Origin of the sequence: Thermoplasma sp. Kam2015 (assembly GCF_003205235.1) — an archaeon.
In the GTDB taxonomy this organism is placed as follows: Archaea; Thermoplasmatota; Thermoplasmata; order Thermoplasmatales; family Thermoplasmataceae; genus Thermoplasma.
Genome location: NZ_QJSM01000017.1, coordinates 1 through 23,990, shown reverse-complemented (window position 1 = coordinate 23,990; position 23,990 = coordinate 1). Strand labels below are relative to the sequence as shown.

The window sequence follows — 23,990 nt, the reverse complement described above, 5'->3', positions numbered from 1 at the left end:
ATAAATAATATTTTTTAGTTAATAATCATATGAAAGCCAATAAAATATATATCTTGGATTTTGGCTGGCTAGGCGGAGACATTGGATGGTTTCTGCCAGGGCAGCTTGGAGGGGCAATGACCTACAGCAACAGGGAACCAAAGAGGGAATGGGTGGAAATTCCTATCACGGGTGCTGTTGTAGAGCATCCAGAAGCTAGAATACTTTTTGATACGGGCATATCGCCAGACGCAATGAAAACCCATGAAAAAGGCCTGATGGAGGCCTTTCCTATAATAAAGATGGGCGAAGAGAATCATATAGAAAAACAGCTTGGATTGCTAGGACTGAAACCTGAAGATATAGACTTCGTGGTAATCTCCCATCTCCATCTGGATCATGTTGGGCAGGCATCCGTTTTCAGGGACGCAAAGGTTCCTCTGATCGTACAGCGCAGGGAACTGGAAAGCGCGTTATCGATGATATGGCAGGGGAAGAGTGGCGCATACGACTATTCTGATCTTTTGCCATTGAAGGGGGCAAGATGGATGACTCTGGATGATCCTGTTTTCGAAATAGTGGATGGAGTTTCAGTTGAATTTACTGGTGGGCATACTGCCGGACACCAGGTCATGAATGTAGAGACTGAAAAGGGCAACAGGTATACGATGACCGGTGACTTCCTCCATTTACCGAGAGAGTACGAGGTCGAGGCAAAAGGATGGCTTTTGTCCGATGCACAGGAATGGAATTCGTATATAAAGAAGATGAAGATCCGGGAAGCTGCACGAAGGCAGAAATTGATAATAAGCCATGATCCTGGAATCTGGGATAAATATCCGCATGCACCAAAATATGTGGAGTGAGATCATGAAGGGCAGCTACCTAGTATCTACAGAATTTAATGACAATGCGTTCGTGATCAATGTACCAAAGATAAAATTTGGAATGAACATAAGTCATGAGGTGGGCAAGGATGCCAGATCGCTAGGATTAAAGAGCGTACTGATTGTTGTTGGCCCCAGGATCAGTAATTCAAAGCAGTTCAACAAGATCCTCTCCTCACTGGACAATGCAGGTATAAAATACAATATTTTTTACAGAGTGAAGACGGAACCAGATGATGAATCGCTGAAGAAAGGATATGAAGATATAAAAGGAATGAAGATTGATGGATTCATCTCAGTAGGTGGCGGTTCTACGATCGATACCGCAAAGATACTCAATTTGCTTTACAGATATCCGAGGGACATAATGGACTACATAAACAAGCCCATAGGAAAAGGTATGATACCAGAGGGGGAACTCCTTCCGCATATTGCCATACCAACCACAGCTGGAACCGGAAGCGAAACGACCAATGTAACCATATTCGATGTGGAGCATATCCATGTGAAGACAGGGATAAGCAATCCATTCATAAGGCCGAGTCTTGCCATAATAGATCCCCTGAATACACTGACCATGCCTCCGAAGGTAACAGCCTCAACCGGCCTTGACGTTCTAAACCACGCCATAGAATCCTATACTTCTCATCCATATACGGCGAGGTCTCCTGTCGTTTCTCCTGATGAAAGACCAGTTTATTCAGGCAGCACCCCTATAGGAGACCTTTTTGGACTACAGGCTATTGAATGGGTTCACACATATTTGAGAAGGGCGTATGCTGATCCGCTCGATATAGAGGCGAGGTATTATATGGCTATGGCTGCAAGCATAGCTGGAATGGGATTCGGACATGTTGGCGTCCATATACCTCATGCCATGGCTTATCCCATCGCCGGAATGATCAAGGGATGGCACCCGGAAGACTATGACTTCGGATACCCTATATCGCCACATGGGATAAGCACGGCTATACCTGCGGCCTATGTTTTCCGATACCTCTCTAACTTTGTCCCAGAAAAGTTTGCTGATGTGCTATCTGCCTTGGGATATGACAGCGATGGCCTCGAACCGCCAGAGATTGGCGATGCAATTTTTGATTATTATATGAATCTGCTGCATACACTAGGAATTCCTGACAATCTTACAGATCTGAATTTCACCCAGTCTGACCTGGATAAACTGGTGGAAGGTACGCTAGCGCAGCAGAGGTTGCTAGGTCTTTCCCCTAAAAAAGTAGATAAGGCAGACATAGAATTACTATTCAGGGAAGCGATGGGAAAATGATCTGGACGAGGAATACATACACTGGAGAGGTACTTGCCACCTACGATGAGGAAGATGCGAATGGTGTGCTGGAGAAGATAAAAAATCTCAAGGAGTATCAGAAGAGGTGGAGAAAGGATCTGGGTGAAAGGATCGAAGTCCTCAAAAGGGCAAGAATAAACTTTGAACAGCATATCGATGATCTTTCAAAGCTTATGACCATGGAGATGGGAAAGCCAATCTCTCAAAGCGTGTCAGAGATAAAGAAGTCAATATGGCTGATGGATTACGTTATTGAAAACGCGGAGAGATTTCTGTCTAAGGAGATCGTGAAGACTGAGGCCAGGATGAGCTATATCAGATTCGATCCTATCGGAACCGTTCTCATCATAATGCCATGGAATTTCCCTGTCTGGCAGGTCATGCGTGCAGCTGTGCCCGCTCTTGCGGCTGGAAATACCGTGATACTTAAACATGCATCTATCGTTTCCGGCACGAGCCTGAAGATCCAAGATCTTTTTGATACCGAAGCCTTCAGATCAACGATCACCAGCGGAAAGACTGCCTCTGAAATGATACCATACGTAGATGGCGTCTCATTCACTGGATCTACAGCGACAGGTTCCGCCATAGCAGAAAAGGCTGGCAAAAACATTAAGAAGTTCGTTATGGAGCTCGGCGGTTCTGATCCGTTCATAGTCCTTGATGACTATAACCTGAAAGATGCCATAAAGAATGCAGTTTTTGGGCGTCTACAGAATAACGGCCAGAGCTGCATTGCATCGAAACGATTCATAGTGAATAGGAAAATAGCTGATGAATTCATAGCTGGCCTGAGGGAGGAGTTTTCAAGGACGAAGATAGGCGATCCCCTTAATCCGGATACTTTCCTCGGGCCGCTTTCCAGTACAGAACAGAAGGAGACAGTTTTAAGGCAGATATCAGATCTTAAGCCTAAATCTGACATCGTAATAGGCGGAGATTCTAATGGTAACATAGTGATGCCTACGATTCTTCGAACAGATGTGCCGTATCAGGAGGAAATATTCGGGCCAGTTGCGGTGGTGAAGATCTTTGATACTTACGACGAGGCCGTACGCCTTGCCAATGAAACACCGTTTGGGCTTGGATCTTCAATATGGGGAAATCCTGACGAGGCAGAAAAACTGGTTCCGGACATCGAAGCAGGAATGGTTTTCATCAACAAGATCGTGGCCTCAGATCCGCGTTTGCCGTTTGGTGGTGTCAAAAAGAGCGGTATAGGGCGTGAATTATCCAGGTACGGTATGATCGAATTCACCAACATAAAGACTGTATGGATCAACTGATGCTATGCGCATCACCCTCTCAGTTCCATATCGATAAGATATTGATATCGACGATCATGAATAATATCATCAACGGCTATAGTGCGATGAGCGTGGATATCATTGCCTAAGCCGTTGACCTTAACTTTTCCAATCAGATCCACACATCCTACCAGCTGTTCCCATAAATTTGCGAGCTACTCCTAAGCTAAAGCTGTTGAGATTTACAGCTTCCCCCCCAAACCCCTAACTTCTCTTTTAAATGACTGAGAATACCGATGATCTCTTCCCACATTCATTGCCTAGTGTGATCGTTCTGTTGCCTGAGATAAGCCTTTCTCCCAAGAACACGAACATAAACCGAAGCTGCGACCAAGACTATGAATACGATCAAACCATAATAATATGGATATTTAGTGTATATTGATAGATAGTCGAATATTCCAAGGCCTCCAATGAGAAGGGCCAGGGACGCCAGCAGGTATTTTCCAGGAATACCTCTGCGACCAGCACCAGGTACTGGCCTGACATACGCCTGAAGAAATGCGCCGTATATCAGCATGACGGTGTCATCACTGTTGGCCTCCACGTCTATCGAACCTTCTGATCTAGATATCGTTCCGACGGTCACCCCGCCATTATAGACGGTCACGCTGTTTGAGAACCCCGAGACGAACGAGTTTAGATCACGTAGATCAACATTGTACGTGTTTGAGTAGTAATCTATCACAAGGCCCCTCCTTTCTGAACCGACAAGATTCCCGTGTTCGTAGATCTGGAAACGACCTGAACCTGCGCGCGATAATGTCACATCCACAACGCCAGATATGGATATCTCTGCAGTCCTGACTCCGGTTCTTTTAACCGTTATGCGTCCAACCTCCTGATCGTTCTGAAATATGGTACCTTGCCTTATAATATATGAAGACATTTGACATGTATCAGGCTGACTGGTATAAACATTATCCGATTTTTATATGGATATGGAAAATCGATCTTTTTATACATATATCTCTTACCCAATTATGCCAGATTCAGCTGTTCATGTCAGAAAGGGTCAGCGCTACATTGATGTTATAAAGGACAGAAATGTTGTGGCGGTCAGGATCGACAATACCCTGCACGATCTCAGAGATGTGGCCGATGGGGACGTCGATGCAGTACCGGTCAGCATCTATTCTGAGGATGGTCTTCAGATCCTTCGTCATTCCGCGGCACATCTGCTTGCCAATGCCGTTACCAATCTCTATCCGGATGCCCTCCCAAATACCGGTCCGGTTGTGGAAAACGGTTTCTATTATGATTTTGACATGAAGCCCATAGGAGAGGAGGATCTAGCAAAGATAGAAGATGAGATGCACAGAATACAGAAGGAGAATGTACCGATCGAGAAGATCGTGTATCCCAAGGACGAACTGATCAGGATATTTGCCAGAAATCCTTACAAGTTAAGGATAATTGAGGATAATGTATCGGATGCAAGCTCCGTTTACAGGCAGGGCAACTTTGTCGATCTATGCCTTGGACCCCATGTGCCAAGCACCGGTTACATAAGGGCGTTCAAGCTGCTGAACATAGCAAGTGCTGTTTACAAATACGATGAAAGCAAGACCCTTGTCCGCATATATGGAACCGCTTTTCCTGATGAAAAATCTCTGAAGGAATACCTTCACAATCTTGAGGAGGCGAAGAGGCGTGACCACAGGAAGATACTCTCGGAGATGGATCTCGCTGTTTTCAATTCAGAGTGGGCGCCGGGCTTCCCGATGTACACCCAGTATGGCCAGATGATAAGAAAGGAGCTGCTTGCGTATATGGATCAGATGAACAGGAAGAACGGTTGGCTGGACGTGTGGACTCCCCATGTATTCAGGGATACCATATGGAAGCAGAGCGGCCATTACGCAAAATACAGGCCGAACATGTACCTCTTCACGCTGCCGGACGGAGACAGCTACGGCATAAAGCCCATGAACTGCCCGGGGCATATAGCAATATTTTCCAGAAGGAAATACAGCTATAGGGACCTTCCAGTAAGATACTCAGAGCCAGGGACGGTCTACAGATACGAGAAATCTGGTGAAGTCGGCGGTCTCACGAGGCCAAGGGCCTTCACCCAGGATGATGGCCACGCATTCCTGCGCATGGACCAGATAGGAGAGGAGATCAGGACGCTTTTGAACATGGTCAGAGAAACCTTCACCACGCTATTTGGAAATATAGAACTTTCATTCGATCTCAGCGTCATAGATCGTGATCATCCAGAGAATTACCTGGTAAGCTATGTCTGCCGCAACTGCGGTAATCGCATCGAGGGTGCACGCGGTACCGACATAGAGTGCCCTGTGTGCCATTCCCATGATCTTGAGGCCGATCTGTCCGTATGGGACAACGCAACTGAACAGCTCAGAGGTGCGCTCAGATCCATGGGAATCGAATACAAGGAATATCCGGGAGAAGCCGCCTTCTACGGACCGAAGATCGACGTGCATGTAAAAGACGCCATAGGAAGGATGTGGCAGCTGTCAACCATACAGCTTGACTTCTTCATGCCCGTCAATTTTGGACTCACCTATACGAACAGTGACGGCAAGGAGGATCGCGTGGTGATGGTGCACAGGGCCATATATGGAAGCTATGAGAGGGTCCTTGCAATTCTGTTGGAACACTATGCAGGAAAACTACCAACCTGGCTGACGCCCATACAGGCCTACGTCATACCCATAAGCGGCAGCTTCGATGACTACGCTAGGCATGTCCATGAGGAGCTAATGAAGAACGGTATAAGGAGCGAACTCGACACCTCGCAGGACACTGTCAGCAAGAAGATAAAGCTGATCCATCCATATCGCCCTTCTTATATCGTCGTTGTCGGCGCAAAGGAGAAGGAAAACGAGAGCGTAACCGCCAGGAACCGTGAAGGAAAATCGAAGACCTACGGCCTCTCGGAATTCATAAGCGTGTTGAAAAAAGAGATAGAGGAGAGAAAGGTGGATCAGGCCTTCTGAGCCTCAGCCACCTTCTGTTTTCCAAAATTCTTTATGGCATCTATCAGCGCCGGTACAGCCTTTCTGTAATCCTCTGTTATTATGTAATCTGATATCTTATTTATCTCAGCATTGGGATCCTTGTTTATGCTGACGATCACCTTGGAGAACTTCATGCCGGCAATGTGCTGTGGTTTGCCGGATATACCCACCGCTATGTACAGATCAGGCCTCACCGCCTGCCCGGTCTGACCCACCTGATGATCCCTAGTTATCCAGCCGAGGTCTACTGGAGGCCTGGATGCTCCCACGGCACCGCCTATGAGATCGGCCAGTTCCTGCAGAAGCTTGAAGCCATCAGGGCCGCCAAGCCCAAGACCGCCCGCCACGACTATCTTGGCTGCGGTCAGATCGGTCGCCTTCTTCGGCACAAACTTCAGTATCTGCTTCCCGAGCATGCTCTTATCCACTGTGACCTTCTTCTTCACTATCTCGTACTTATGATCCTTCTCCTTCTCCGCGGGCGTGAATGTGCCCGGCCTGGCTGTCGCCATCTGTGGCCTGTGATTTCTGCAGAGTATCTCAGCCAGGGTGCTTTCCCCATACGTTGGACGGTTAGCCAGAAGTGTCCTGTTCTCATCCACATCGAGTACCGTGCAGTCAGCCGTTATTCCTGTCCTCTCTTTCACCGCTATTCTTGATGCAAGGTCCCTGCCGTTCCTGGTTGCTGCCAGCAAAAATATATTGGGTTTGTATTCCGCTATGTAATCGCCTATTATCTGGGCATAGGGCATCGTCCTGTAGTCTGCCAGATCCGGAGATTCAGCAGCCAGAACTATGTCGCAGCCGTATTCGCCCACCTCCTTTGCTATACCGTCAACCTTATCTCCTATAACGATGCATATAAGTTTTTCATTGATCTTCCTTGCAAGCTGCTTGCCTATGCCTATCATCTCTATGGATGATCTCTTTATATCGTCTCCCCTGTGTTCGATGTACACGCCAACATTCTTGTACTCGTCCTTATTTGCAACAGGTATCGCATTTATTAGGCCTACCATCACTTACCACCTACCTTTATGATGTTCTTGGATACGAGATCCGCGATGATCGTATCGATCTGGTCGATCGGCACGGTCTTGTGGAGGTGCTCGGGCTCCTTTATCGCCTTCATGGATCTCACTATGGTTGGCGATCCGCGTAGCCCGACCCAGTCAGGCTTCAGGCCCAGTTCGTTTATACCCCATGATTCCACGCCCTTCCTTATGGCATCGATCTTCTTCCTCAGGCTCTGATGCCTTGGAATGTTGGAGTTCAGCAGAACTGTAATGAGTACCGGTGTATGTACCTTCACTGTCTCATCGCCATCCTCCAGATCCCTCGTGGCTATGACGTACCCATCTTCGTAATCAACCTCCTTGGCGTATGTTATCTGATCTATACCGAGGAATTCAGCGACACCCGGCCCTACATGCCCAGTACTGGAGTCTGTGGTCTCATCTCCACCAAAGATTATATCGACATTTCCTATCTTGGCGATGGTCGCTGCAAGTGTCAGACCCGTAGGATAGGTATCTGCCCCTGCGAAGGCCCTGTCGGTTATGAGTATACCACGATCCGCTCCTCTTGCCATACATTCAATTATGGCGGCGTCGGCCATGGGTGGGCCCATCGATATCACGGTTATGTTCGCACCAACCTTATCCTTTATCCTGAGCGCGAATTCTAGCGCGTTCAGATCAGCGGCATTTACCACATTTCTGGCCTTAGTTCTATTCAGAGTCATCTTCACTGGGTCTATTTCCACCTCGCTGCTGTCAGGAACCTGCTTTATCATAACAACTATGTTCAGCATGCAGCATCACCCATATTTGTATATGACCCCATTGTCTCCCTTGGGGAGCGTCCATTTGACGCTGCCATGAGAGCACGCTATATCGCATGTACCACATTCAACACAGTCTTCGTATTTGAAATTCAGTTTTCCGTTGATCAGCGTATAGCAGTTGGCTGGGCATGCAAAAACGCAAAAATGATCTGGGCAGCCAGCGCATATATCCGGATCGATCGTTATATGTGCATATGATCGGTCCGTCTTGTAGTTAAGCAGAGAGAGTTTTTCCTCAATCTTCATATCAGACACCTCACATCTTCCTCATCATGCGGTATCCGCTCGATATCAGATCCGTATACCTCATGCCGTTGGATTTCACAGCTGCTGTCAGAACCTGCATCAGATGTTTCTTCGGCATACCGCGCTCATCAAACATAGACATCATCACGCTGTCGAGTATCTTGGGCATGGTCTTCTGCGTGAAATCGCTCCATGTGACGTTCTGTATACCGTTGAAGGTGTACAGATCGCTGAGAACATAGCTGTTCCGAAGTTTGGTGACATAGCTGGAGAGCGTCTCCTTGTTTATCTTTGTCTTGTTTTCGAGTATTGTCTCCGCCGCAAGCAGTCCAGACGTTATTGCATAGTTTATGCCCTGAAGGACCATACCATTGCTGAAGGTGAACATGGCTGCGTCTCCTGCCACAAGATAGCCGTTGCCGTAGAGTTCTGGCATGCTGGCGAGGCCGCCTTCAGGAACGAGATGCGCGGCATATTCGTCAGGTATGCCGTCCTTTATCAGGTTCTTTATGAATGGATGTTCCTCAAACTTACCCATAATATCGTATGAATGCGTCATACCATTTGCCCTCAGCCTGTCCAGAGATGCTACTATACCCAGGGATACCGTATCTTTATTTGTATACAGGAAACCACCAGAAAGCAGGCCGTCTTCAAGGAACCCAAGCACAAATTCTGAAGCGTAACCGCCCTTTGAATCAACATTGAATCTTTCATTTATGACGTTTTCCGGCAGCTTGATAGTTTCCTTTATGCCCAGAGCAACGTCATGATCTGAGAGCTTGGGCCTCAGGCCGGAATTGATGAGTACTCTTGGATTGGCACCCTCAGCCACTATCACGGCATCAGATGTGACCACATCTCCGTCCTGCATCACGCCGATAACCTTTCCATCATCCATAACGAGCTTGTCCACCGTTATGCCAGTAACGAGCATAGCCCCAGCATCCTTTGCCTTCCTGGCCAGCCACTGATCGAACTTTCCCCTGACAATGATCTTTCCTGACTTCTTCTCCATCAGATCCTGAGAACTGTAGCTTATAGCAATCTTCGACCGCTCTGTGAGGAATGCGACCTCCTTTCTCGTGACAAAACGCTCAATGGGAGCACTTCTTTCCCAGTCTGGTACGACCCTCGAAAGTTCATCGCCCCAGAGGACAGCGCCAGATACGTTCTTTGTTCCTGGAGGATCGCCCCTCTCCACCAGAAGTACGTTCATACCACCCTGCGCAAGCTTTATTGCAGCAGAGGATCCTGCCGGACCAGCGCCTATAACTATGACATCAAATTCACTCATTGTTCGAAGATAGCGAATTTATTTATATGTTTTTTGTTTTTTTCTATATTATAAAAGATTTAGGATTACTATTGACGGTTTTCGACGCCGATAGTCTATATTTTTGCTAAGCGTATGAGAAAATATAAATATAAGATCATAAAGTAAAATTCATTGATGATTGTGATAATGATTCTAATTTTATATTTATTATTTATTCGATATTCTGTTGGCTCTGAGATATTCAAATAGGCCTCTGAATGCTATGCTCCTGTGCGATATAGCATTTTTACTGCTTGTATCCATCTCGGCAAATGTCCTGTCTGATCCATCTGGTATGAATATGGGATCATATCCAAATCCATTGGATCCCATTATGGACGTCGATATCTTTCCCATAACCTTGCCTGTGAACTGCATGATGCTGTGCCCTTCGTTAAGGGAGACCACAGTGAGAAAATAGGCTGACCTATTTGTTACGCCCTCAAGGAGCTTCAATATGCCCTCGTTTCCGATGGTAGAAGAAACGTAGCTTGAGTATGGCCCGGGGAATCCCTTCAGATATTCTATGAAGAGACCAGAATCATCTATGAAGTATGGTGGATCCACCTTTCCGGAAAGCTTCTTGCAGCTGTCGTATGAGATTCTTTCAGTGCTGTCATCCTGGATCTCTTCATACTTCATCTGGATCCATTCTATATCGATACCATGGCGGGATGCCAGATCCCTGGCCTCCTCGAACTTGTGCCTGTTGCTCGTCACAAATTTATACATATCTATGCCTCCTCCTTATGGCACTTACATTTTCAATGACCTTTAATGCATCCCTGAAACTTGATTTGTATGCCTTCATCGCTGGATCAAGCACTTCAGCGGAATCCAACCCAAGGCCCTTGATGGAATCCTCCAGCGTGTAGAGGTCAACGGCCATATCCTCAATCTCCGCGTCGACCTTTCCCATGCTTGGATCGATGAGGTATACGCCATCGCCGATCAGTATATTGTTTACGGTCAAGTCTCCATGTGCAAGTAGGGCTGAATGCATCCTGCCTATAGTTATCCCAAGATCTTGCATGAAGCTGACGTCTCCCGTGATTAGTCGATCTGACATCTTGGATCCTTCAATCCTCTGCATCGTCATGGACATTCCAAATGGATCAAAATCGTATACGAGCGGAACCTTCACCCCGGCCTCCTTCAGCTTTCTCAGCAACGTAAATTCATTGCGCATCCTCTCATACCGTATCCTTCTGTCAATATCCGGATTCCTGTACCGCTTAGCAACGCGTATCTTCCTTATGGCTGGCCTTCCGTAGAATCCCACCGCATCTATTCTTGATTCTGCGCCTGTCATTCCGTACTCTTTCCGTCTCCTGTCCTCTATCCACGGCACATCAACCTCATCGATCCTGAAACGAGGATTGACTGCGGTATCATCAATCGACATGCGGACCCCTGATTTATACATCAGAAGCGCGGCCTGCGCTATCATTATGCCGTTGTCCATGCAGTATTCCCTGTCCGTAAGATAGGCCTTGACCCCCACGTCACCGGCCATCTGCATCACCATCTCACGCAGTCTCCTGTTGAGCGCAACTCCGCCAGCCATCAGTATTTCATCCTTTCCAGAAACGTAGAGAGCCCTCTCAAGGACCTCTACAAGCATAGCGAAAGCAGTTTCCTGTATGCTGTAACTTATATCTTCGATCCTCTCATCAGAATGGAGATGATGGAGAGCCGCCGTGAGAATACCGGAGAATGACGTATCCATCCCCTTCACCGAATACGGGAGTTCAAGGAGCTTCCGGCCGTTTGAAGCCAGCTTCTCTATCTCCGGCCCACCAGGAAACGGAATACCGGCCTCTCTGGCAAATTTATCCAGCATGTTTCCTATCCCTATATCGAGCGTTTCACCGAGAACGCGGTATCTTCCCCTGACGTGGGCTATCACCTGCGTATTACCGCCAGAGACGTAAAGCATAACGGGATCTCTGGCTCCGGTTACGCGCCTGCCGATCTCTATATGGCCAAGCGGATGATTAACGCCGATGATCGGCTTGCCTGCAAGCAGTGCTATGGATCTTGCTGCAGTGGCCGTCACCCTGAGCGAGGGGGCCAGCCCTGGACCCATGGAAAAACCTACAAGATCTATGTCATTGATTGAAATTTTCGCCTTTTCAAGCGCCCTGCGTATGACAGAATCGATAACATCTGCGTGGTGGACGGCCGCATCCAGAGGCCTGATACCTCCTGTTCTGGGCTTATACATGGAGGATTCCATTGAGAGTATCCTGTTCTCATCGAGAATACCGCAGCTTATTGTATGGGCGGTGCCCTCCAGGCCAAGAACTATCATACCGAGTTATGAAAGCTTGACATTTAAAGATTCGTTATGATCGCGTGTGGAGACGATAAACCCAAAACGCTTTTTCCGGATCTTTACCATTGAAAATTTATGCACAATGCTTTGCGTCTATCAATGAAACCGCTACCTCATTTCAAAACCCAAATGATCAGCCAGGCAGGGTTCACATGGGCTGTTTCTATGGATAAACAGTTGAATCATCACATTTTTAAAGGGCATTGATATTAACCGACTGGTGAATCATGGCTAATTCATTGGCAATCATTGCTGATCCCAAGACCGGAAAGACGTATAAAAAGGAGATACCGGCTGAAAGGATGGGGTCGCTTGTGGGTAGAAAGATAGGCGACGAGATAGATGGCGTATTCTTCGACATGGTTGGATACAAGCTTGTGGTGACGGGTGGAAGCTCAATTGACGGTTTCCCAATGAGATCCGATCTTCAAACACAGGGTAAGAAGCAGATACTGGTATCCTACAGGAAGGGGTACAGGGGAAAGAACGGAATAAGGAAACGCATAACCGTCAGAGGTTCCATAATTGGATCGGATATCTCACAGATAAATCTGAAGATCGTTCAGTACGGGCCAACGCCCCTAGAGGAGAAGAAAGATGATCAGCAAGCTTAAGATGCCTCAGCCCTCTGTGAATATAGGGATGGTCGGTCATGTTGACCACGGAAAGAGTACATTGACGCTGGCTCTGACGGGAACAAAGACCGATACACACTCCGAGGAGATAAAGAGAGGCATCTCGATAAAGCTTGGATATGCAGATACGCCGATCTACAGATGCTATGACGCATCTGGAAACGTACACTACTCAAGAGAGAAGGGTGAAAACTGCGAGCTGGAGCGCGTCATATCTATAGTGGATGCGCCTGGGCATGAAACGCTCATGGCCACCATGCTCTCCGGATCTGCCCTCATGAATGGCGCCTTGCTGGTGATAGCGGCAAACGAACATTGCCCGCAGCCTCAGACAAGGGAACACCTGACGGCTCTGGAGATAATGGGAATAAAGAGTATTATAATAGTGCAGAACAAGATAGATCTTGTTACCAGAGAGAGGGCCGTCGAAAGCTATAAGGAAATCAAGAACTTTGTCAAGGGGAGCATAGCAGAAAATGCTCCGATAATCCCTGTGAGCGCCTATCACAGCACGAATATAGATGCGCTCTTTGAGGCTATAGAGAAATATATACCATCACCAGAATTCAATGAGAATGATGACCCGATAATGTACATAGCCAGATCCTTCGATATAAACAGACCCGGTACTCCCGTTAGCGATCTGAAGGGGGGTGTCATAGGAGGATCGCTCACACAGGGTGAATTCGCCGTTGGAGACGAGATAGAGATAGCACCTGGCATCCAGACAACCAAGGGAAACAAAACGGTATGGAACAACGTGACAACAGAGATCGTAAGCCTGATGGCCGGGAAATACTCCTACGATAGGATAAGGCCCGGTGGACTGGCCGCCGTAGGCACGAAGCTCGATCCATTCCTGACGAAGGGCGATGCCTTTACGGGCAGAATTGCCGGCCATGTTGGTAAGGTACCTCCTGTTGCATTTTCAATGAGGCTTGAGGCCCACCTGCTGAAGAGGGTTGTCGGATCGGATCAGGAGCTTAACGTTGAGCCCATAAAGCCCAAGGAAACGCTCATGTTCACAGTGGCGACAGCTAACACTGTGGGCATCGTGAATGCAATGAAGGGCAGTGAGATCGAAGTCTCGCTAAAGTATCCGGTCGCAGCGTTCAACGGCATGCGCGTTGCAATAGGCAGGCGCGTGATGAACAGATGGCGCCTGATCGGTTATGGCATAATTCAATCTCTTGAATGATGTCATGGGCCTTTACAGTACAATTTACGATGATCTTTTTTGCATATACGGCGACCTGAGATGGTGGCCGGCGGATTCTAGAGATGAGGTTGTCATAGGTGCCATTCTGACACAGAACACCTCGTGGAACAATGTGGAAAAGGCCATCTCAAGGTTGAAGGAAAATGGACTGATGACACTTGCAGACATATCCAGATGCGACAGACAAAAGCTTGCCGAGATCATAAGGCCGGCGGGATTCTATAACCAGAAGGCCGACCGCCTGATATCCATATCCAGATCCGTCGTGGAACGATTCGGATCGATAGAAAATATAAAGGATCTTCAAACGGCGATATCATTCTTTTCGGGTTTGAAGGGCATCGGCCAGGAGACTCTGGATTCCATTCTGCTCTACGCACTAGATTTTCCTGTTTTTGTGATCGATAGATACACGAAGAGGTTCATTGAGAGATGCTACGGGATAACCGGAGAAAATATCAAAAGGGACGTGGAGGAGGAAATAAATGACGTGCGCCGCCTCAAGAATCTGCATGCAATGATCGTACAGATATCCAAGGATCACTGCAGAAAGGTGCCTGAATGTGAAGGATGTCCTTTAAATAACAGATGCATATATTTTCTGCATGGAAAACAACAAGGCGCTATCATGCATGATAAAGACAGATAGCGGCGAAATATGTATAGATCCAGCAGAACCCGTTCTACATATAATAGGGAAGAAATATGCCATATTTGTTCTGTCCGTACTCGGTAACGATAACACAAGGAAAAATTTCAATGATATGAAGAAGGCGATACCTGGAATAAGCGGCGCCATGCTCTCGGCGAGGCTTCATGATATGATAGCTGCTGGACTGATAGAAAGATATGATGGAGACATTGTGACTTACGATCTTACGGATCGTGGACGTGAACTAAGAAAGAGGTTATTGCCCGTATTCGAATACTTTGCAGATCGATGAGTGTGAATTCTCACTGCGGATCCAATAGCGATGCGAGAGAAAAAATATTAAGCGTGAAACAAATTACGAAGCTACGGGGTTGTAGCTTAGACAGGCTATAGCACTCGGCTGATAACCGAGAGGTCACCGGTTCGAATCCGGTCAACCCCATTTTTCAATTTTAGATCATGTTTTTCCATACAGCCTGCATTTCTTGCATAATTCTTCTTTCTATACTAGATGTGCAGGTTCATCGATAGCACTTTCATCATCTTCCATGATGTGCAGTGACTGTCTGATCGAAGGTAACGTTGAAGCTGGTGAGATCTGCTGATATAGCCGATGGCGTTGCCTGTGGCTGGCCTGCCTGATTTACCATGATTATCTCCGTAGGCGAGAAGTATCCCATGGGCTCATAGTTACCAGATACAGTCGCGTAGTTTGTCAGCGATATGTGCGTGGAATCGTAACCAAATTCCGCAACGCCGAAATCTGCGAGGGGCAAAATACCTGAGGTGGATGCCGGGGCCTCAACGATCCATTCAGCAGAATCGTCCAATGCATTGCTTACGGTCGCATGACCTGTGAATGTACCGATGATCTGACCGCCAGAGGTCTCAACCATTATGTAAGTTGTGAAGCTGCCATATCCGTTATAGGTGACGTTGGCATATACGTAATCACCCGCTGATGCGCTGAAGCTGGCATAAACGGGAGCCGCAGGATAGAACTCGTACCATACCTTGTACACCGTCTTTGAATTATGACCGAATCCACTGGGCTCTGCCAGTATGCCAGTCTGTTCCACAGTGTTGTCGTTGTAGCCGTCTATGCCCACCCAGAAAGCGGCATAAGAATTACCGGACGTATCGGTATTCGGTATGATCATGGACATGCTTACATTATGAACGGAATAGTCGCTGCTGGTAATGACGTATCCAGCCCAGTTCTCTGAGCTGGTTGTAGATGCCCTGATGAGGTTATGCTCAAAGGCCGGTATAGAGCCACTCGCTGGTACAGCCAGAATTGGAACGAACGACAGAACAATAGCTGCCGAAACGATAAATACAAGCGTTTTTCTATTAAGCGTGAGCTACTCCTCAGCTGAAGCATCGGAGCTTCCTGATTCAACGACCGACCTCTGCCTGTACGGATATATTCCGTACAAGCCATATATCGCTATGACCACAGGCGTGAATTCGGATCGCACCGATCCTACTTTTATAAGTCCAATCTTCCTTATATTTTTTGATGCGTTGTGATCCCTGTCGATAGTTAATCCGCATACGTTACAGTGGTATATGCGATCTGATAACTTCAGATCATGCTTTATGTTACCGCATGATGAACATATCTTAGATGATGGATCGAACCTTCCTATCTCTATTATATTCTTTCCATATTTTTCTGCTTTCCATTCCAGTTTCTGCTTGAAGGAATAGAAAGAAACATCACTTAGACTCTTCGATATATGATGGTTCTGCATCATTCCATGTACGTTGAGGTCTTCGATGATGATGGTATCGTACTGCTTGGCTATCGCAGTAGATATTTTATCAAGGAAGTCTTCACGCATGTTTCTCAGCTTCATGTACTCCTTCTGTAATTTAAGTATATGCTTCCTTCCATTCTTCGATCCATTCTGCTTTCTTGATAACTGTTTTTGTAATTGTCTTATTCTTTTCTCTACCTTCTTTATGAATCCTGGATTCTCTATTGCTATACCATTCGATAAGGTTGCAAATTTTTCGATGCCTAGATCTATACCAACGGAGTTCTCTGCTGATAATGGCTTCTTCTCTGGCAGTTCTTCCTCATTTTCATATATAATAGAGCAGTAGTAATAACCTGAATCCTTGGTTATTACTATCTCGTTGATGTCTTTAATCTCGGACAGCTTCTTCTCAGAGCCCTTGAAGTATATGCCTTCAGAGAACTTTGGGAAATATATACTGTTTCCTCGAATTTTGATGTGCTGTGGTACTGCGAAGTATTCGTTCCTTCCCTTGATCCTGAACTTAGGATGTTCTGCGTTCTTATGGAAGAAGTTCTTGAATGCATTGTCTAAGAAACGTAGAGACATCTGAAGTGATTGGGCGTTGATCTCGTACAGCCATGGATATTCCTTCTTTAGATCGATGAGCATGTTCTGTGTGTCTAAATAGTTTAAAGAGGATTTTTTAGCATCCCTATGCGTTATATAGTATTCATCCCTCTTCGCTAAGAAATAATTGTATACGAATCTACAGCTGCCAAAGTGCTTCTCCAGTAAAATTTTCTGTCTTTCATTTGGATACAGCTTCACTTTGGCAGCTGTTATCATTGATTATAGATATGATGAGATTATTTATAGATCTTTCTATGTATTGGGGGGAACTTCGTGTATCTCTTGTCCGAAGAGGTTGAGATTTACAGCTTCCCTCAAACTCCTAGCTTTTTTTATAAATGATATAATCATAACTATTAATAAATTTTTCTAAAATATGGTTCATACAATCGTGCTTAATGGAACATGATGGAGTAAAAAAATACATTAAGGATCAATGGCCACCGATGATCGCATAAGATGCGGTGTTGGATCAGACAGAAATAAGATATCAGGCATCAGCAGGACGCGCATTTATCCAAAAATCCATCATCTCTATTCCCAGCCAGTCATAGCGTCACTTTTAAATTCTAAAACATGCTAATGCCATGAATGGCTGAAGTTCGCATACCTCTGCATCTCATAGACGACGTTGTGAATAGGTTAAGGATTGCGGACAGCATAGACACTGTCCGTGAAATAGTAAGGGATCTTCGCATGGAAATTGATGCGAAGGATGCAGACTGCGAAACGATTTCTGTTGATGAAGACGCCTTCAATCAGATTCTTGATAAGATAAATGATTCCAGGACAACTGAACGCGCACAACATTATGCGGATGAGATCTACAGGATGATATTCAAGCCAAAAAAGCTCCCCTACAGCGATATCGATCTGTCGAGATGGAGAGAATACGGAGACGTTATGACGGATAGCCTTTGGATATTCAGGGACAGGGACTACCGCGGATCAAAACTTGGATGGTACTGGGGAAATTTTGTACCCCAGATCCCAAGGCAGATGATGATGCGATACACCAAGAGGGGTGAATGGGTGATCGATCCCTTCAGCGGAAGCGGAACCACGCTTATAGAGGCTAAGAAAATGGGAAGAAATGCGATCGGCATAGAGATAAACCCCGACGTAAGCATCCGGTCGCAGGGGATCTTAGGTCGAATGCATGGAGAAGGAATAACGAGGGTTTACACTGGAGATTCCATGTCCATGGACGTAAAGGGCATAATGGCCGAGAATGGAATAGATGCATTTTCCCTAGCGATTCTGCATCCTCCCTACCATGATATAATCAAATTCTCGGACAATCCTGAGGATCTATCGAATGCACGCACAATAAGAGAGTTCCTTGACATGCTCATAAGAGTGGTGAGGAATGTCAGCAGAAACCTCGCTGAGGGAAGGTTCATGGCCATGGTCATAGGCGACAAGTACAGAAAGGGCGAGTGGATACCTCTCGGTTTCTATTCTATGCAGGCGGTGCTGGATAATGGATTCAGATTGAAGAGCACCATAGTGAAGAATTTTGAATTCACCAGGGGAAAGGCTGGTTCCGAGGCGCTTTGGCGATACAGGGCCCTATCTGGCGGCTTCTACGTGTTCAAACATGAATACATATTCGTATTTCAGAAGATCTAATTCCTGTCGTCGCATTTAAGTACTTGCATTCGCCTGGCCGTCTCGAAGATCTCGCGCCCAAGATCCGTCAGATCGTAGCATTTGTCTATTATGCCCATACGGAGAAGGGCTGCACATGCATCTGGCCTGCTCTTTCTCTCCTTCCTGCTGCACAGCAATTCAAGCTCCTCCTGCTTCAGCCATCTGACGTACAGCTTTGGCGTTATCTCCTTTAAAACCGCCTCAGCCTTCTTGTTTATCTGATAATAGGTGTGATGTTTGTGCACCTCTGCACTCTTCTTAAGCTTCGCCTCTGTTCGCTTAATTGATGTATTTGTGTAATAATCCAGCAGGCCCATATCTTTGAGGCGCTTTAGATACTCTCGGACGCGCATCTGAGGGATCTCTGTGTATCTTGTTATGTTCTTGGCATAATCAACATGTGCCACTGTAAAGTGCCTTAGCACGCGCAGCATGTCGTAATCGTTGATCAGATCTATTATCTCCTTCTCGTATTCCATCATTCCACTTCAATCGATGGAATAGAAGATGTCGCCGCCGTTCTTTATGTGATTGTATATTGCGTTTCCTATCTCAGTGCTCAGCTTGATTCTCACTATACCTTTTGACGATGACAGTGCCTGCAGAATTGGAACTTCGCCAAGGTATATGCGTACATGCTTGTTAGGATGACCAACATCGATGTATATTATCTTGTTCTTTATCTCCACGCCGGCCTTCTGCCTTTCAGAGGATGAACCTGATTCTTCAACGTCGATCTTTATGCCGAGCTTTTTCTCTATCTCTGTTATATTCTTCCCGCTTCGGCCTATAAGCTTTGGTATAAATTTTGGATCCACGCGTACTATTGCTCGGCTGTCACCAACCATTTTAACCTCCACATCATCGCTCCTTATTACGTGCTTTATGTAATCTTCGATGCGATCGACAGCAAGCTTTGACATGGATGATTCCTTCCTTTCCTTGATCGGAACCACCACGATCTGCTCACCAAAGCTGTATATCTCATATAGATCCTTGCCTGTTATCAGATCCGATACAACTATTACCGGCCTGGCCAGGTCTTCCTGGGTCATTCCATAGGGTATCTTGACCGTATACTGCGTGCTGAGCACCTGTGCAACCTGTCCGTTGTTTATGTAAATGATGGTATCGATTATCTGCGGTATAAGGCCTAGTTCTATCCTTCCTATGAACCTCTGAAGGGCATCTATGGCACGCGTCGCATGAACCACGCCGACCATTCCAACGCCTGCAAGCCGCAGATCAGCATATACCTTGAAATCGTTGGTGACGCGCATCTCATCAAATATCGTGTAATCCGGGCGGACCAACAGCAGTATGTCCCCAGTCATCTCCATAGATCCCTCAAGTTCAGTATACTGCGTGATCTCCTTTGAGACGTCAAGATCCCTTGGTCTCTCCATGGTCTTGACTATCTTTCCACGCGCATTGAAAAATTCTGCAAGCGCCTGAACAAATGTGCTTTTGCCCGCTCCTGGAGATCCTGCAACCAGGATACCGCTGGCTGAGCTCTCCAACCTCTCCTTTATCTTGTCATCGAGTTCGTAGTAATCTATGCCGAGCTTCACAACCGGCCTCACAGCTGTTATCTCAAGATCGTCTGAGAATGGCGGTCTGGTTATAACAATTCTTATATTTTTCAGCTGGACAACAGTAGCACCCTGTGCATCCATCTCTATGAAGGAATCGGCCTCAAGCTTCCCACGCTTCACTATGTTGCTGGCTATGTTCTCCAGATCGGATCTGTTGAGTATATAGTCAAGTCTGCGGTATTTTATGCTTCCGGGTTTTCCATCCTTCAGGACGGGGTTCGTGCCAGCCTTCAGATGCACACTCATTGTTGTATCTTCAAAGAACTCCTCTATGTTCTTGACTATCTTCTCAGGTGGCTGCAGGTACTCCACATTTATTCCCTTTATTATGGCCACGTCCCTCTGTATATTGTCGCCTGTGACCAGTATTGCATCATATTGCAGCGCAACGCTCCTGATCATCTCATCGATCTCACCGCTCTTGGCCCTTTTTATCTGCCATTCCCTCGGTCTCTCACCAACTATCTCTATGCTTATCTTACCTTCCCTCTCAAGGGACCTGAGCTTCTTGAGCTCCTCAAGAGCAGCAAAACCTATGGAACGCCCTTCGTTTGCCTGATGCTCAACCTCGGAGAGCATCGCCTCAGGGAGCAGTACATTCGCGTCCTCCTTGCCTTGTATGTACTGAGTAAACCGACCATCAACTATGACCGAAGTATCTGGAACGTAATTCACATTGCTACATTATAGGTAACTATTTAACTATGTCCATAATTATTCGATGTGGAATACGAAGACGCCATTTCGCTATTGCGAGATATACTGAGAGAAAATATTCCGGGGCATGGATCGCTTGCATTTTCTGGTGGTCTGGACAGTACTCTGCTGATGCATCTCTCCGGGTATAACCTGAATCCATATACCGTGGGTTTCAGAGATTCGCATGATATAAAAAGATCTGAGGAGGTGTCAAATATCCTTGGTTTCAGACTGCATGAGATATACCTGGACGATGTCAAGCTCGAAGATCATGTTGAGATCCTGAAGAACATAGACGGGAGCATAACAAGATCGGAGATCGGTTATGAGCTTGTGCTCTCTGTAGTTCTCTCTTCCACCGATGATGACACCATCGTCACAGGCCAGGGTGCTGATGAACTCTTCTATGGATATAGAAGGACTATAGAATCTGGTAGCAACGAGGATCAGTGGAGGAAACTCATTGATAGAACGCTTCCAAGGGAAAAGAAAATTGCGGAATACTATGGCAAAGAGGTGATCGCGCCATACCTCAATCAGAGTATAGTTAAAATTGCCATGTCCTTCGATTCGTCATACCACATCAGAGACGGACAGGGCAAAGCGATGATAAGGGACGCTGCACGATCTTCCGGACTACCGGAGCAGATCTATGGCTACAAAAAGAAAGCTGCACAGTACGGGTCTGGCATCGATAGGTATCTAAAAATGGTCAATTATTTCTCTAAATTGATCTAAACGATGGCGGAATACTGTGAGCTACTCCTCAGCTGAAGCTTCGATTTTTCCTTTCATCGAAAAGACATCTCCCTGTATGGATATATTCCATACAGATCTGATATTGGGATCTCCACAGGCGCAAATTTGAATCGCATCGATATTACTCAGTTATCATCCACTTGGTTATCGTTGAGGATACGAGAGAATGTGTTAAGACAATTTATAAATATTTCCGCTTGAGAATATAAGTGTGTCTAATCGCTGAAGATCTGGGTTTTACTGCTTCGATCAAACCCGTAGCCTTTCAATAATCAATCAACTGGCCTCGGCAGCCAGAAATGTGTATGATGATTGAGATGAAAGATTGGATCCATTCACAACGGTTGTGGCATAGATGTCTACAACGTAGGAATGACTGTAACCAGGATTCGTTATATTGAAGTATAGATAGTTGTCAGAGAGATGAGAAGATATCACAGCCGGAGTCTGGCCGGATCCTGATTCATATTCAGTCACCTTATATGAGGTTATACCGGAATAGGCAAACATATAGACTCTAAATCCCACAGCGGAAACTCCGTATGGTATATAGTATTCACCGTTCTTCTGTAATGGCGTAGTCCAGACACCGCTGCTGTACATCTGCAGATTTGCTATCTCTGGTCCGGAAACGTGGTTAAGAGGCGGATTTAACACCAATATCCAGAAGACCAGCCATGTCAACAGAAATTCACCGACGAGCAGTATGCGATGGCTCGTCTTCTTTGAGACCTGAACACCCAGCCCCTTCATTATGTACTCTGAAAAGAGAAGCACGACCAGAATAAGAATCAGAGAAAGATACCAGTATCCCAGAAGCTGCATATAGCCCGAAATAGTACCGACGATGGCCCCTATGACGAATATAACCACTATTGATTTTGCCCTCTCCTTTTCATCGAAGAGGAATTTGCGTTCGTCAAATTCAGGTATTTTAACCAGGGGCTCTTCGCTATCCTTCGGCATTCAGCCCCTCTATTTTAACTCTATTAATGAATTTAACGATTTAGCAGGGTCTTGAGATTTAACCACACCGCTCGCAATGAGTATGCCGTTTGCTCCTAGATCGATGGATCGCCTTACATCCTCCCCCGTTTTTATGCCAGCGCCAACCAACACAGATGTGCTCGTGCTTTCATACATCTTGACGATTTCACCAATTATCTCTGGCTTTGCGGACGATACGGATATATTACCTCCTATGAGTTCCTTTGGCTCATAGGCTATGAAATCAGGCTCAAATTTTTTGAAGTACAGCGCTTCATCAGCATTTTCAACGCAGAGTACGATCTCGAAATCTAAATGTTTAGCCTTCTCAAGCGTTTGCTGTATGGTTTCCCTAGACAGGCGCCTCTCGGAATGATTCAGAAGTGAACCGCTTATACCGATGTCGATCAGCAGTTCCATGGGTATATGCCCCGTGAAGGCCCCGTATGGTTCTGGATCGACGTGCTGGGAGAAGAATCTAAAGCGACCGTATGATGAGGCATGAAACATGTCCACCAGTGAAGGGGCAAATATGAGGTCAAATCCTCTGGTATCCATCTGGAATTTATCCAAAAATTGACGGAAATTATTGCCCGTCGCCTCCTTATATGCCTTGAGGTTGACAATAGCCGTAAACATATCGGTTAATCATTTCATTATATAAGGTTATGGTTTCTGTTAACCATGTTAACATCCACCTTTGGAAGTTATCATCTCCTTGATGCTTAAACTTCGTGGGTATAACCCAATACCCTCTATCCCGTCAAATGCTTCAGGGACTGCCTTTTTTATCATATTGTAAGAAGCCTGCAGGTCAGCATGTATTAATGTTCCATTTGCAGACTGGAATACACCCCTCTTTATTCTCTTTCCCATGTACGTGTTGTGGTGTTCTATGCTTTCGTTATCAAGAAACGAACATATGCTTGTATAGCTCTCCTCCTGTATCATGACATTGATCCCTTTCTCTTCTGCTTTGTATTTAATCTGCTGTATGAGCATATTAAAGGGTATCTGCACAAAGTTCTGGTTGTTCGTCTTTCCAATATTGGCATTCTGCTTCCATCCATTGTTATGGCCTATTACAATTGTGTCGATTTTATTATTCATGGCATATTCTATGACTGCTTTTGATAGTTTATGCATGATATCCTTTATTTTTCTGTTCCTTGTTAAATATAGCCTGTTTATCCTTTTTG

The 23,990-nt window shown here is 46.0% G+C and carries 24 protein-coding genes and 1 tRNA gene; 11 read left to right on the top strand and 14 right to left on the bottom strand.

Annotated features, from left to right (window positions below):
- Positions 1 to 53 precede the first annotated feature (53 nt).
- From DMB44_RS01715 to DMB44_RS01705, 3 genes are read left to right on the top strand one after another with little or no spacing between them, the layout of a single operon-like run.
- The gene (locus DMB44_RS01715; RefSeq protein ID WP_237265225.1) at positions 54 to 845 is read left to right on the top strand and encodes an N-acyl homoserine lactonase family protein; all 792 of its coding nucleotides are present in this window, start codon (positions 54 to 56) and stop codon (positions 843 to 845) included.
- 4 nt (positions 846 to 849) lie between these two features.
- Positions 850 to 2,151 (top strand): hydroxyacid-oxoacid transhydrogenase, encoded by a 1,302-nt coding sequence (locus DMB44_RS01710; RefSeq protein ID WP_110640334.1) that lies wholly within the window; start codon positions 850 to 852, stop codon positions 2,149 to 2,151.
- Complete coding sequence (locus DMB44_RS01705; protein ID WP_110640330.1) at positions 2,148 to 3,458, top strand: aldehyde dehydrogenase family protein; 1,311 nt, start codon at positions 2,148 to 2,150, stop codon at positions 3,456 to 3,458. The genes DMB44_RS01710 and DMB44_RS01705 overlap by 4 nt, the downstream gene beginning before the upstream one ends.
- A 274-nt stretch (positions 3,459 to 3,732) precedes the next feature.
- Here DMB44_RS01705 and DMB44_RS01700 read toward each other — a convergent pair whose 3' ends face one another.
- On the bottom strand, positions 3,733 to 4,368 hold the full coding sequence (locus DMB44_RS01700; RefSeq protein ID WP_110640329.1) for a hypothetical protein: 636 nt from the start codon (positions 4,366 to 4,368) through the stop codon (positions 3,733 to 3,735).
- Between the two features lie 94 nt (positions 4,369 to 4,462).
- On the opposite strand from DMB44_RS01700, the gene DMB44_RS01695 reads away from it, so the two are divergent.
- A complete protein-coding gene (locus DMB44_RS01695; protein ID WP_110640328.1) occupies positions 4,463 to 6,445 on the top strand; it encodes a threonine--tRNA ligase in 1,983 nt (660 codons plus the stop codon).
- On the opposite strand, the gene DMB44_RS01690 is transcribed toward DMB44_RS01695, so the two are convergent.
- The 6 genes from DMB44_RS01690 to DMB44_RS01665 all read right to left on the bottom strand — a co-directional run bounded on the left by DMB44_RS01690 (position 6,433) and on the right by DMB44_RS01665 (position 12,190).
- Positions 6,433 to 7,485 carry an electron transfer flavoprotein subunit alpha/FixB family protein gene (locus DMB44_RS01690; protein WP_110640327.1) on the bottom strand — a complete coding sequence of 351 codons (1,053 nt, stop codon included), beginning with the start codon at positions 7,483 to 7,485 and terminating at the stop codon, positions 6,433 to 6,435. The genes DMB44_RS01695 and DMB44_RS01690 overlap by 13 nt on opposite strands.
- Positions 7,485 to 8,279: an electron transfer flavoprotein subunit beta/FixA family protein gene (locus tag DMB44_RS01685; RefSeq protein WP_237265224.1), complete on the bottom strand. Its 795-nt coding sequence runs from the start codon at positions 8,277 to 8,279 to the stop codon at positions 7,485 to 7,487. Before DMB44_RS01685 ends, DMB44_RS01690 begins: the two co-directional genes overlap by 1 nt.
- Positions 8,280 to 8,285: 6 nt before the next feature.
- Positions 8,286 to 8,558, bottom strand: a complete 273-nt coding sequence (locus tag DMB44_RS01680; protein ID WP_010900756.1) for a ferredoxin family protein — start codon at positions 8,556 to 8,558, stop codon at positions 8,286 to 8,288.
- Positions 8,559 to 8,568: 10 nt separating this feature from the next.
- Entirely contained in the window at positions 8,569 to 9,855 is a 1,287-nt protein-coding gene (locus tag DMB44_RS01675; protein ID WP_110640326.1) for an FAD-dependent oxidoreductase, read from the bottom strand.
- A gap of 189 nt (positions 9,856 to 10,044) precedes the next feature.
- Positions 10,045 to 10,608: an XTP/dITP diphosphatase gene (locus tag DMB44_RS01670; RefSeq protein WP_110640325.1), complete on the bottom strand. Its 564-nt coding sequence runs from the start codon at positions 10,606 to 10,608 to the stop codon at positions 10,045 to 10,047.
- Positions 10,601 to 12,190 carry a bifunctional N(6)-L-threonylcarbamoyladenine synthase/serine/threonine protein kinase gene (locus tag DMB44_RS01665; RefSeq protein WP_110640324.1) on the bottom strand — a complete coding sequence of 530 codons (1,590 nt, stop codon included), beginning with the start codon at positions 12,188 to 12,190 and terminating at the stop codon, positions 10,601 to 10,603. The genes DMB44_RS01670 and DMB44_RS01665 overlap by 8 nt, the downstream gene beginning before the upstream one ends.
- 251 nt (positions 12,191 to 12,441) lie before the next feature.
- Between DMB44_RS01665 and DMB44_RS01660 the strand changes: the two genes are divergently transcribed.
- The 5 genes from DMB44_RS01660 to DMB44_RS01640 all read left to right on the top strand — a co-directional run bounded on the left by DMB44_RS01660 (position 12,442) and on the right by DMB44_RS01640 (position 15,162).
- Positions 12,442 to 12,828, top strand: coding sequence for a 30S ribosomal protein S6e (locus tag DMB44_RS01660; protein ID WP_110640323.1), 387 nt, complete (start codon positions 12,442 to 12,444; stop codon positions 12,826 to 12,828).
- Positions 12,812 to 14,047: a translation initiation factor IF-2 subunit gamma gene (eif2g, locus tag DMB44_RS01655; RefSeq protein WP_110640322.1), complete on the top strand. Its 1,236-nt coding sequence runs from the start codon at positions 12,812 to 12,814 to the stop codon at positions 14,045 to 14,047. The genes DMB44_RS01660 and eif2g overlap by 17 nt, the downstream gene beginning before the upstream one ends.
- Positions 14,048 to 14,051: 4 nt before the next feature.
- A complete protein-coding gene (locus tag DMB44_RS01650) occupies positions 14,052 to 14,717 on the top strand; it encodes an endonuclease III domain-containing protein (RefSeq protein WP_110640332.1) in 666 nt (221 codons plus the stop codon).
- Positions 14,701 to 15,012 carry a helix-turn-helix domain-containing protein gene (locus DMB44_RS01645; protein ID WP_110640321.1) on the top strand — a complete coding sequence of 104 codons (312 nt, stop codon included), beginning with the start codon at positions 14,701 to 14,703 and terminating at the stop codon, positions 15,010 to 15,012. Before DMB44_RS01650 ends, DMB44_RS01645 begins: the two co-directional genes overlap by 17 nt.
- 75 nt (positions 15,013 to 15,087) lie before the next feature.
- A tRNA-Ile gene (locus DMB44_RS01640) sits at positions 15,088 to 15,162 on the top strand.
- Positions 15,163 to 15,259: 97 nt separating this feature from the next.
- On the opposite strand, the gene DMB44_RS01635 is transcribed toward DMB44_RS01640, so the two are convergent.
- Together DMB44_RS01635 and DMB44_RS01630 are read right to left on the bottom strand one after the other, a co-directional pair.
- Positions 15,260 to 15,967 (bottom strand): G1 family glutamic endopeptidase, encoded by a 708-nt coding sequence (locus tag DMB44_RS01635; protein ID WP_255414298.1) that lies wholly within the window; start codon positions 15,965 to 15,967, stop codon positions 15,260 to 15,262.
- Positions 15,968 to 16,084: 117 nt separating this feature from the next.
- Positions 16,085 to 17,314: an RNA-guided endonuclease TnpB family protein gene (locus DMB44_RS01630; protein WP_110640319.1), complete on the bottom strand. Its 1,230-nt coding sequence runs from the start codon at positions 17,312 to 17,314 to the stop codon at positions 16,085 to 16,087.
- A 375-nt stretch (positions 17,315 to 17,689) separates the two neighbouring features.
- On the opposite strand from DMB44_RS01630, the gene DMB44_RS01625 reads away from it, so the two are divergent.
- Positions 17,690 to 18,730: a DNA methyltransferase gene (locus tag DMB44_RS01625; RefSeq protein ID WP_110640318.1), complete on the top strand. Its 1,041-nt coding sequence runs from the start codon at positions 17,690 to 17,692 to the stop codon at positions 18,728 to 18,730.
- Here DMB44_RS01625 and DMB44_RS01620 read toward each other — a convergent pair.
- Together DMB44_RS01620 and DMB44_RS01615 are read right to left on the bottom strand one after the other, a co-directional pair.
- On the bottom strand, positions 18,727 to 19,230 hold the full coding sequence (locus tag DMB44_RS01620) for a DUF2250 domain-containing protein (RefSeq protein ID WP_237265222.1): 504 nt from the start codon (positions 19,228 to 19,230) through the stop codon (positions 18,727 to 18,729). The genes DMB44_RS01625 and DMB44_RS01620 overlap by 4 nt on opposite strands.
- A gap of 9 nt (positions 19,231 to 19,239) precedes the next feature.
- On the bottom strand, positions 19,240 to 21,021 hold the full coding sequence (locus DMB44_RS01615; RefSeq protein WP_110640316.1) for a PINc/VapC family ATPase: 1,782 nt from the start codon (positions 21,019 to 21,021) through the stop codon (positions 19,240 to 19,242).
- A gap of 48 nt (positions 21,022 to 21,069) precedes the next feature.
- On the opposite strand from DMB44_RS01615, the gene DMB44_RS01610 reads away from it, so the two are divergent.
- Positions 21,070 to 21,783 carry an asparagine synthase C-terminal domain-containing protein gene (locus DMB44_RS01610; RefSeq protein WP_110640315.1) on the top strand — a complete coding sequence of 238 codons (714 nt, stop codon included), beginning with the start codon at positions 21,070 to 21,072 and terminating at the stop codon, positions 21,781 to 21,783.
- A 297-nt stretch (positions 21,784 to 22,080) separates the two neighbouring features.
- On the opposite strand, the gene DMB44_RS01605 is transcribed toward DMB44_RS01610, so the two are convergent.
- The 3 genes from DMB44_RS01605 to DMB44_RS01595 all read right to left on the bottom strand — a co-directional run.
- Entirely contained in the window at positions 22,081 to 22,770 is a 690-nt protein-coding gene (locus DMB44_RS01605) for a hypothetical protein (RefSeq protein WP_110640314.1), read from the bottom strand.
- A 9-nt stretch (positions 22,771 to 22,779) separates the two neighbouring features.
- Positions 22,780 to 23,430, bottom strand: coding sequence for a triose-phosphate isomerase (locus DMB44_RS01600; RefSeq protein ID WP_110640313.1), 651 nt, complete (start codon positions 23,428 to 23,430; stop codon positions 22,780 to 22,782).
- A gap of 48 nt (positions 23,431 to 23,478) precedes the next feature.
- A partial coding sequence (locus DMB44_RS01595; RefSeq protein ID WP_153280104.1) for an IS200/IS605 family accessory protein TnpB-related protein occupies positions 23,479 to 23,990 on the bottom strand: 512 nt, incomplete at its 5' end.

Excerpts from the sequence above, each read along its gene's own strand:
- DMB44_RS01710 (WP_110640334.1), top strand. The coding sequence starts at position 850 with ATGAAGGGCAGCTACCTAGTATCTACAGAATTTAATGACAATGCGTTC.
- DMB44_RS01705 (WP_110640330.1), top strand. The coding sequence starts at position 2,148 with ATGATCTGGACGAGGAATACATACACTGGAGAGGTACTTGCCACCTAC.
- DMB44_RS01700 (WP_110640329.1), bottom strand. The coding sequence starts at position 4,368 with ATGTCTTCATATATTATAAGGCAAGGTACCATATTTCAGAACGATCAG.
- DMB44_RS01695 (WP_110640328.1), top strand. The coding sequence starts at position 4,463 with ATGCCAGATTCAGCTGTTCATGTCAGAAAGGGTCAGCGCTACATTGAT.
- DMB44_RS01690 (WP_110640327.1), bottom strand. The coding sequence starts at position 7,485 with ATGGTAGGCCTAATAAATGCGATACCTGTTGCAAATAAGGACGAGTAC.
- DMB44_RS01685 (WP_237265224.1), bottom strand. The coding sequence starts at position 8,279 with ATGCTGAACATAGTTGTTATGATAAAGCAGGTTCCTGACAGCAGCGAG.
- DMB44_RS01680 (WP_010900756.1), bottom strand. The coding sequence starts at position 8,558 with ATGAAGATTGAGGAAAAACTCTCTCTGCTTAACTACAAGACGGACCGA.
- DMB44_RS01675 (WP_110640326.1), bottom strand. The coding sequence starts at position 9,855 with ATGAGTGAATTTGATGTCATAGTTATAGGCGCTGGTCCGGCAGGATCC.
- DMB44_RS01670 (WP_110640325.1), bottom strand. The coding sequence starts at position 10,608 with ATGTATAAATTTGTGACGAGCAACAGGCACAAGTTCGAGGAGGCCAGG.
- DMB44_RS01665 (WP_110640324.1), bottom strand. The coding sequence starts at position 12,190 with ATGATAGTTCTTGGCCTGGAGGGCACCGCCCATACAATAAGCTGCGGT.
- DMB44_RS01660 (WP_110640323.1), top strand. The coding sequence starts at position 12,442 with ATGGCTAATTCATTGGCAATCATTGCTGATCCCAAGACCGGAAAGACG.
- eif2g (WP_110640322.1), top strand. The coding sequence starts at position 12,812 with ATGATCAGCAAGCTTAAGATGCCTCAGCCCTCTGTGAATATAGGGATG.
- DMB44_RS01650 (WP_110640332.1), top strand. The coding sequence starts at position 14,052 with ATGGGCCTTTACAGTACAATTTACGATGATCTTTTTTGCATATACGGC.
- DMB44_RS01645 (WP_110640321.1), top strand. The coding sequence starts at position 14,701 with ATGATAAAGACAGATAGCGGCGAAATATGTATAGATCCAGCAGAACCC.
- DMB44_RS01630 (WP_110640319.1), bottom strand. The coding sequence starts at position 17,314 with ATGATAACAGCTGCCAAAGTGAAGCTGTATCCAAATGAAAGACAGAAA.
- DMB44_RS01625 (WP_110640318.1), top strand. The coding sequence starts at position 17,690 with ATGGCTGAAGTTCGCATACCTCTGCATCTCATAGACGACGTTGTGAAT.
- DMB44_RS01620 (WP_237265222.1), bottom strand. The coding sequence starts at position 19,230 with ATGGAATACGAGAAGGAGATAATAGATCTGATCAACGATTACGACATG.
- DMB44_RS01605 (WP_110640314.1), bottom strand. The coding sequence starts at position 22,770 with ATGCCGAAGGATAGCGAAGAGCCCCTGGTTAAAATACCTGAATTTGAC.
- DMB44_RS01600 (WP_110640313.1), bottom strand. The coding sequence starts at position 23,430 with ATGTTTACGGCTATTGTCAACCTCAAGGCATATAAGGAGGCGACGGGC.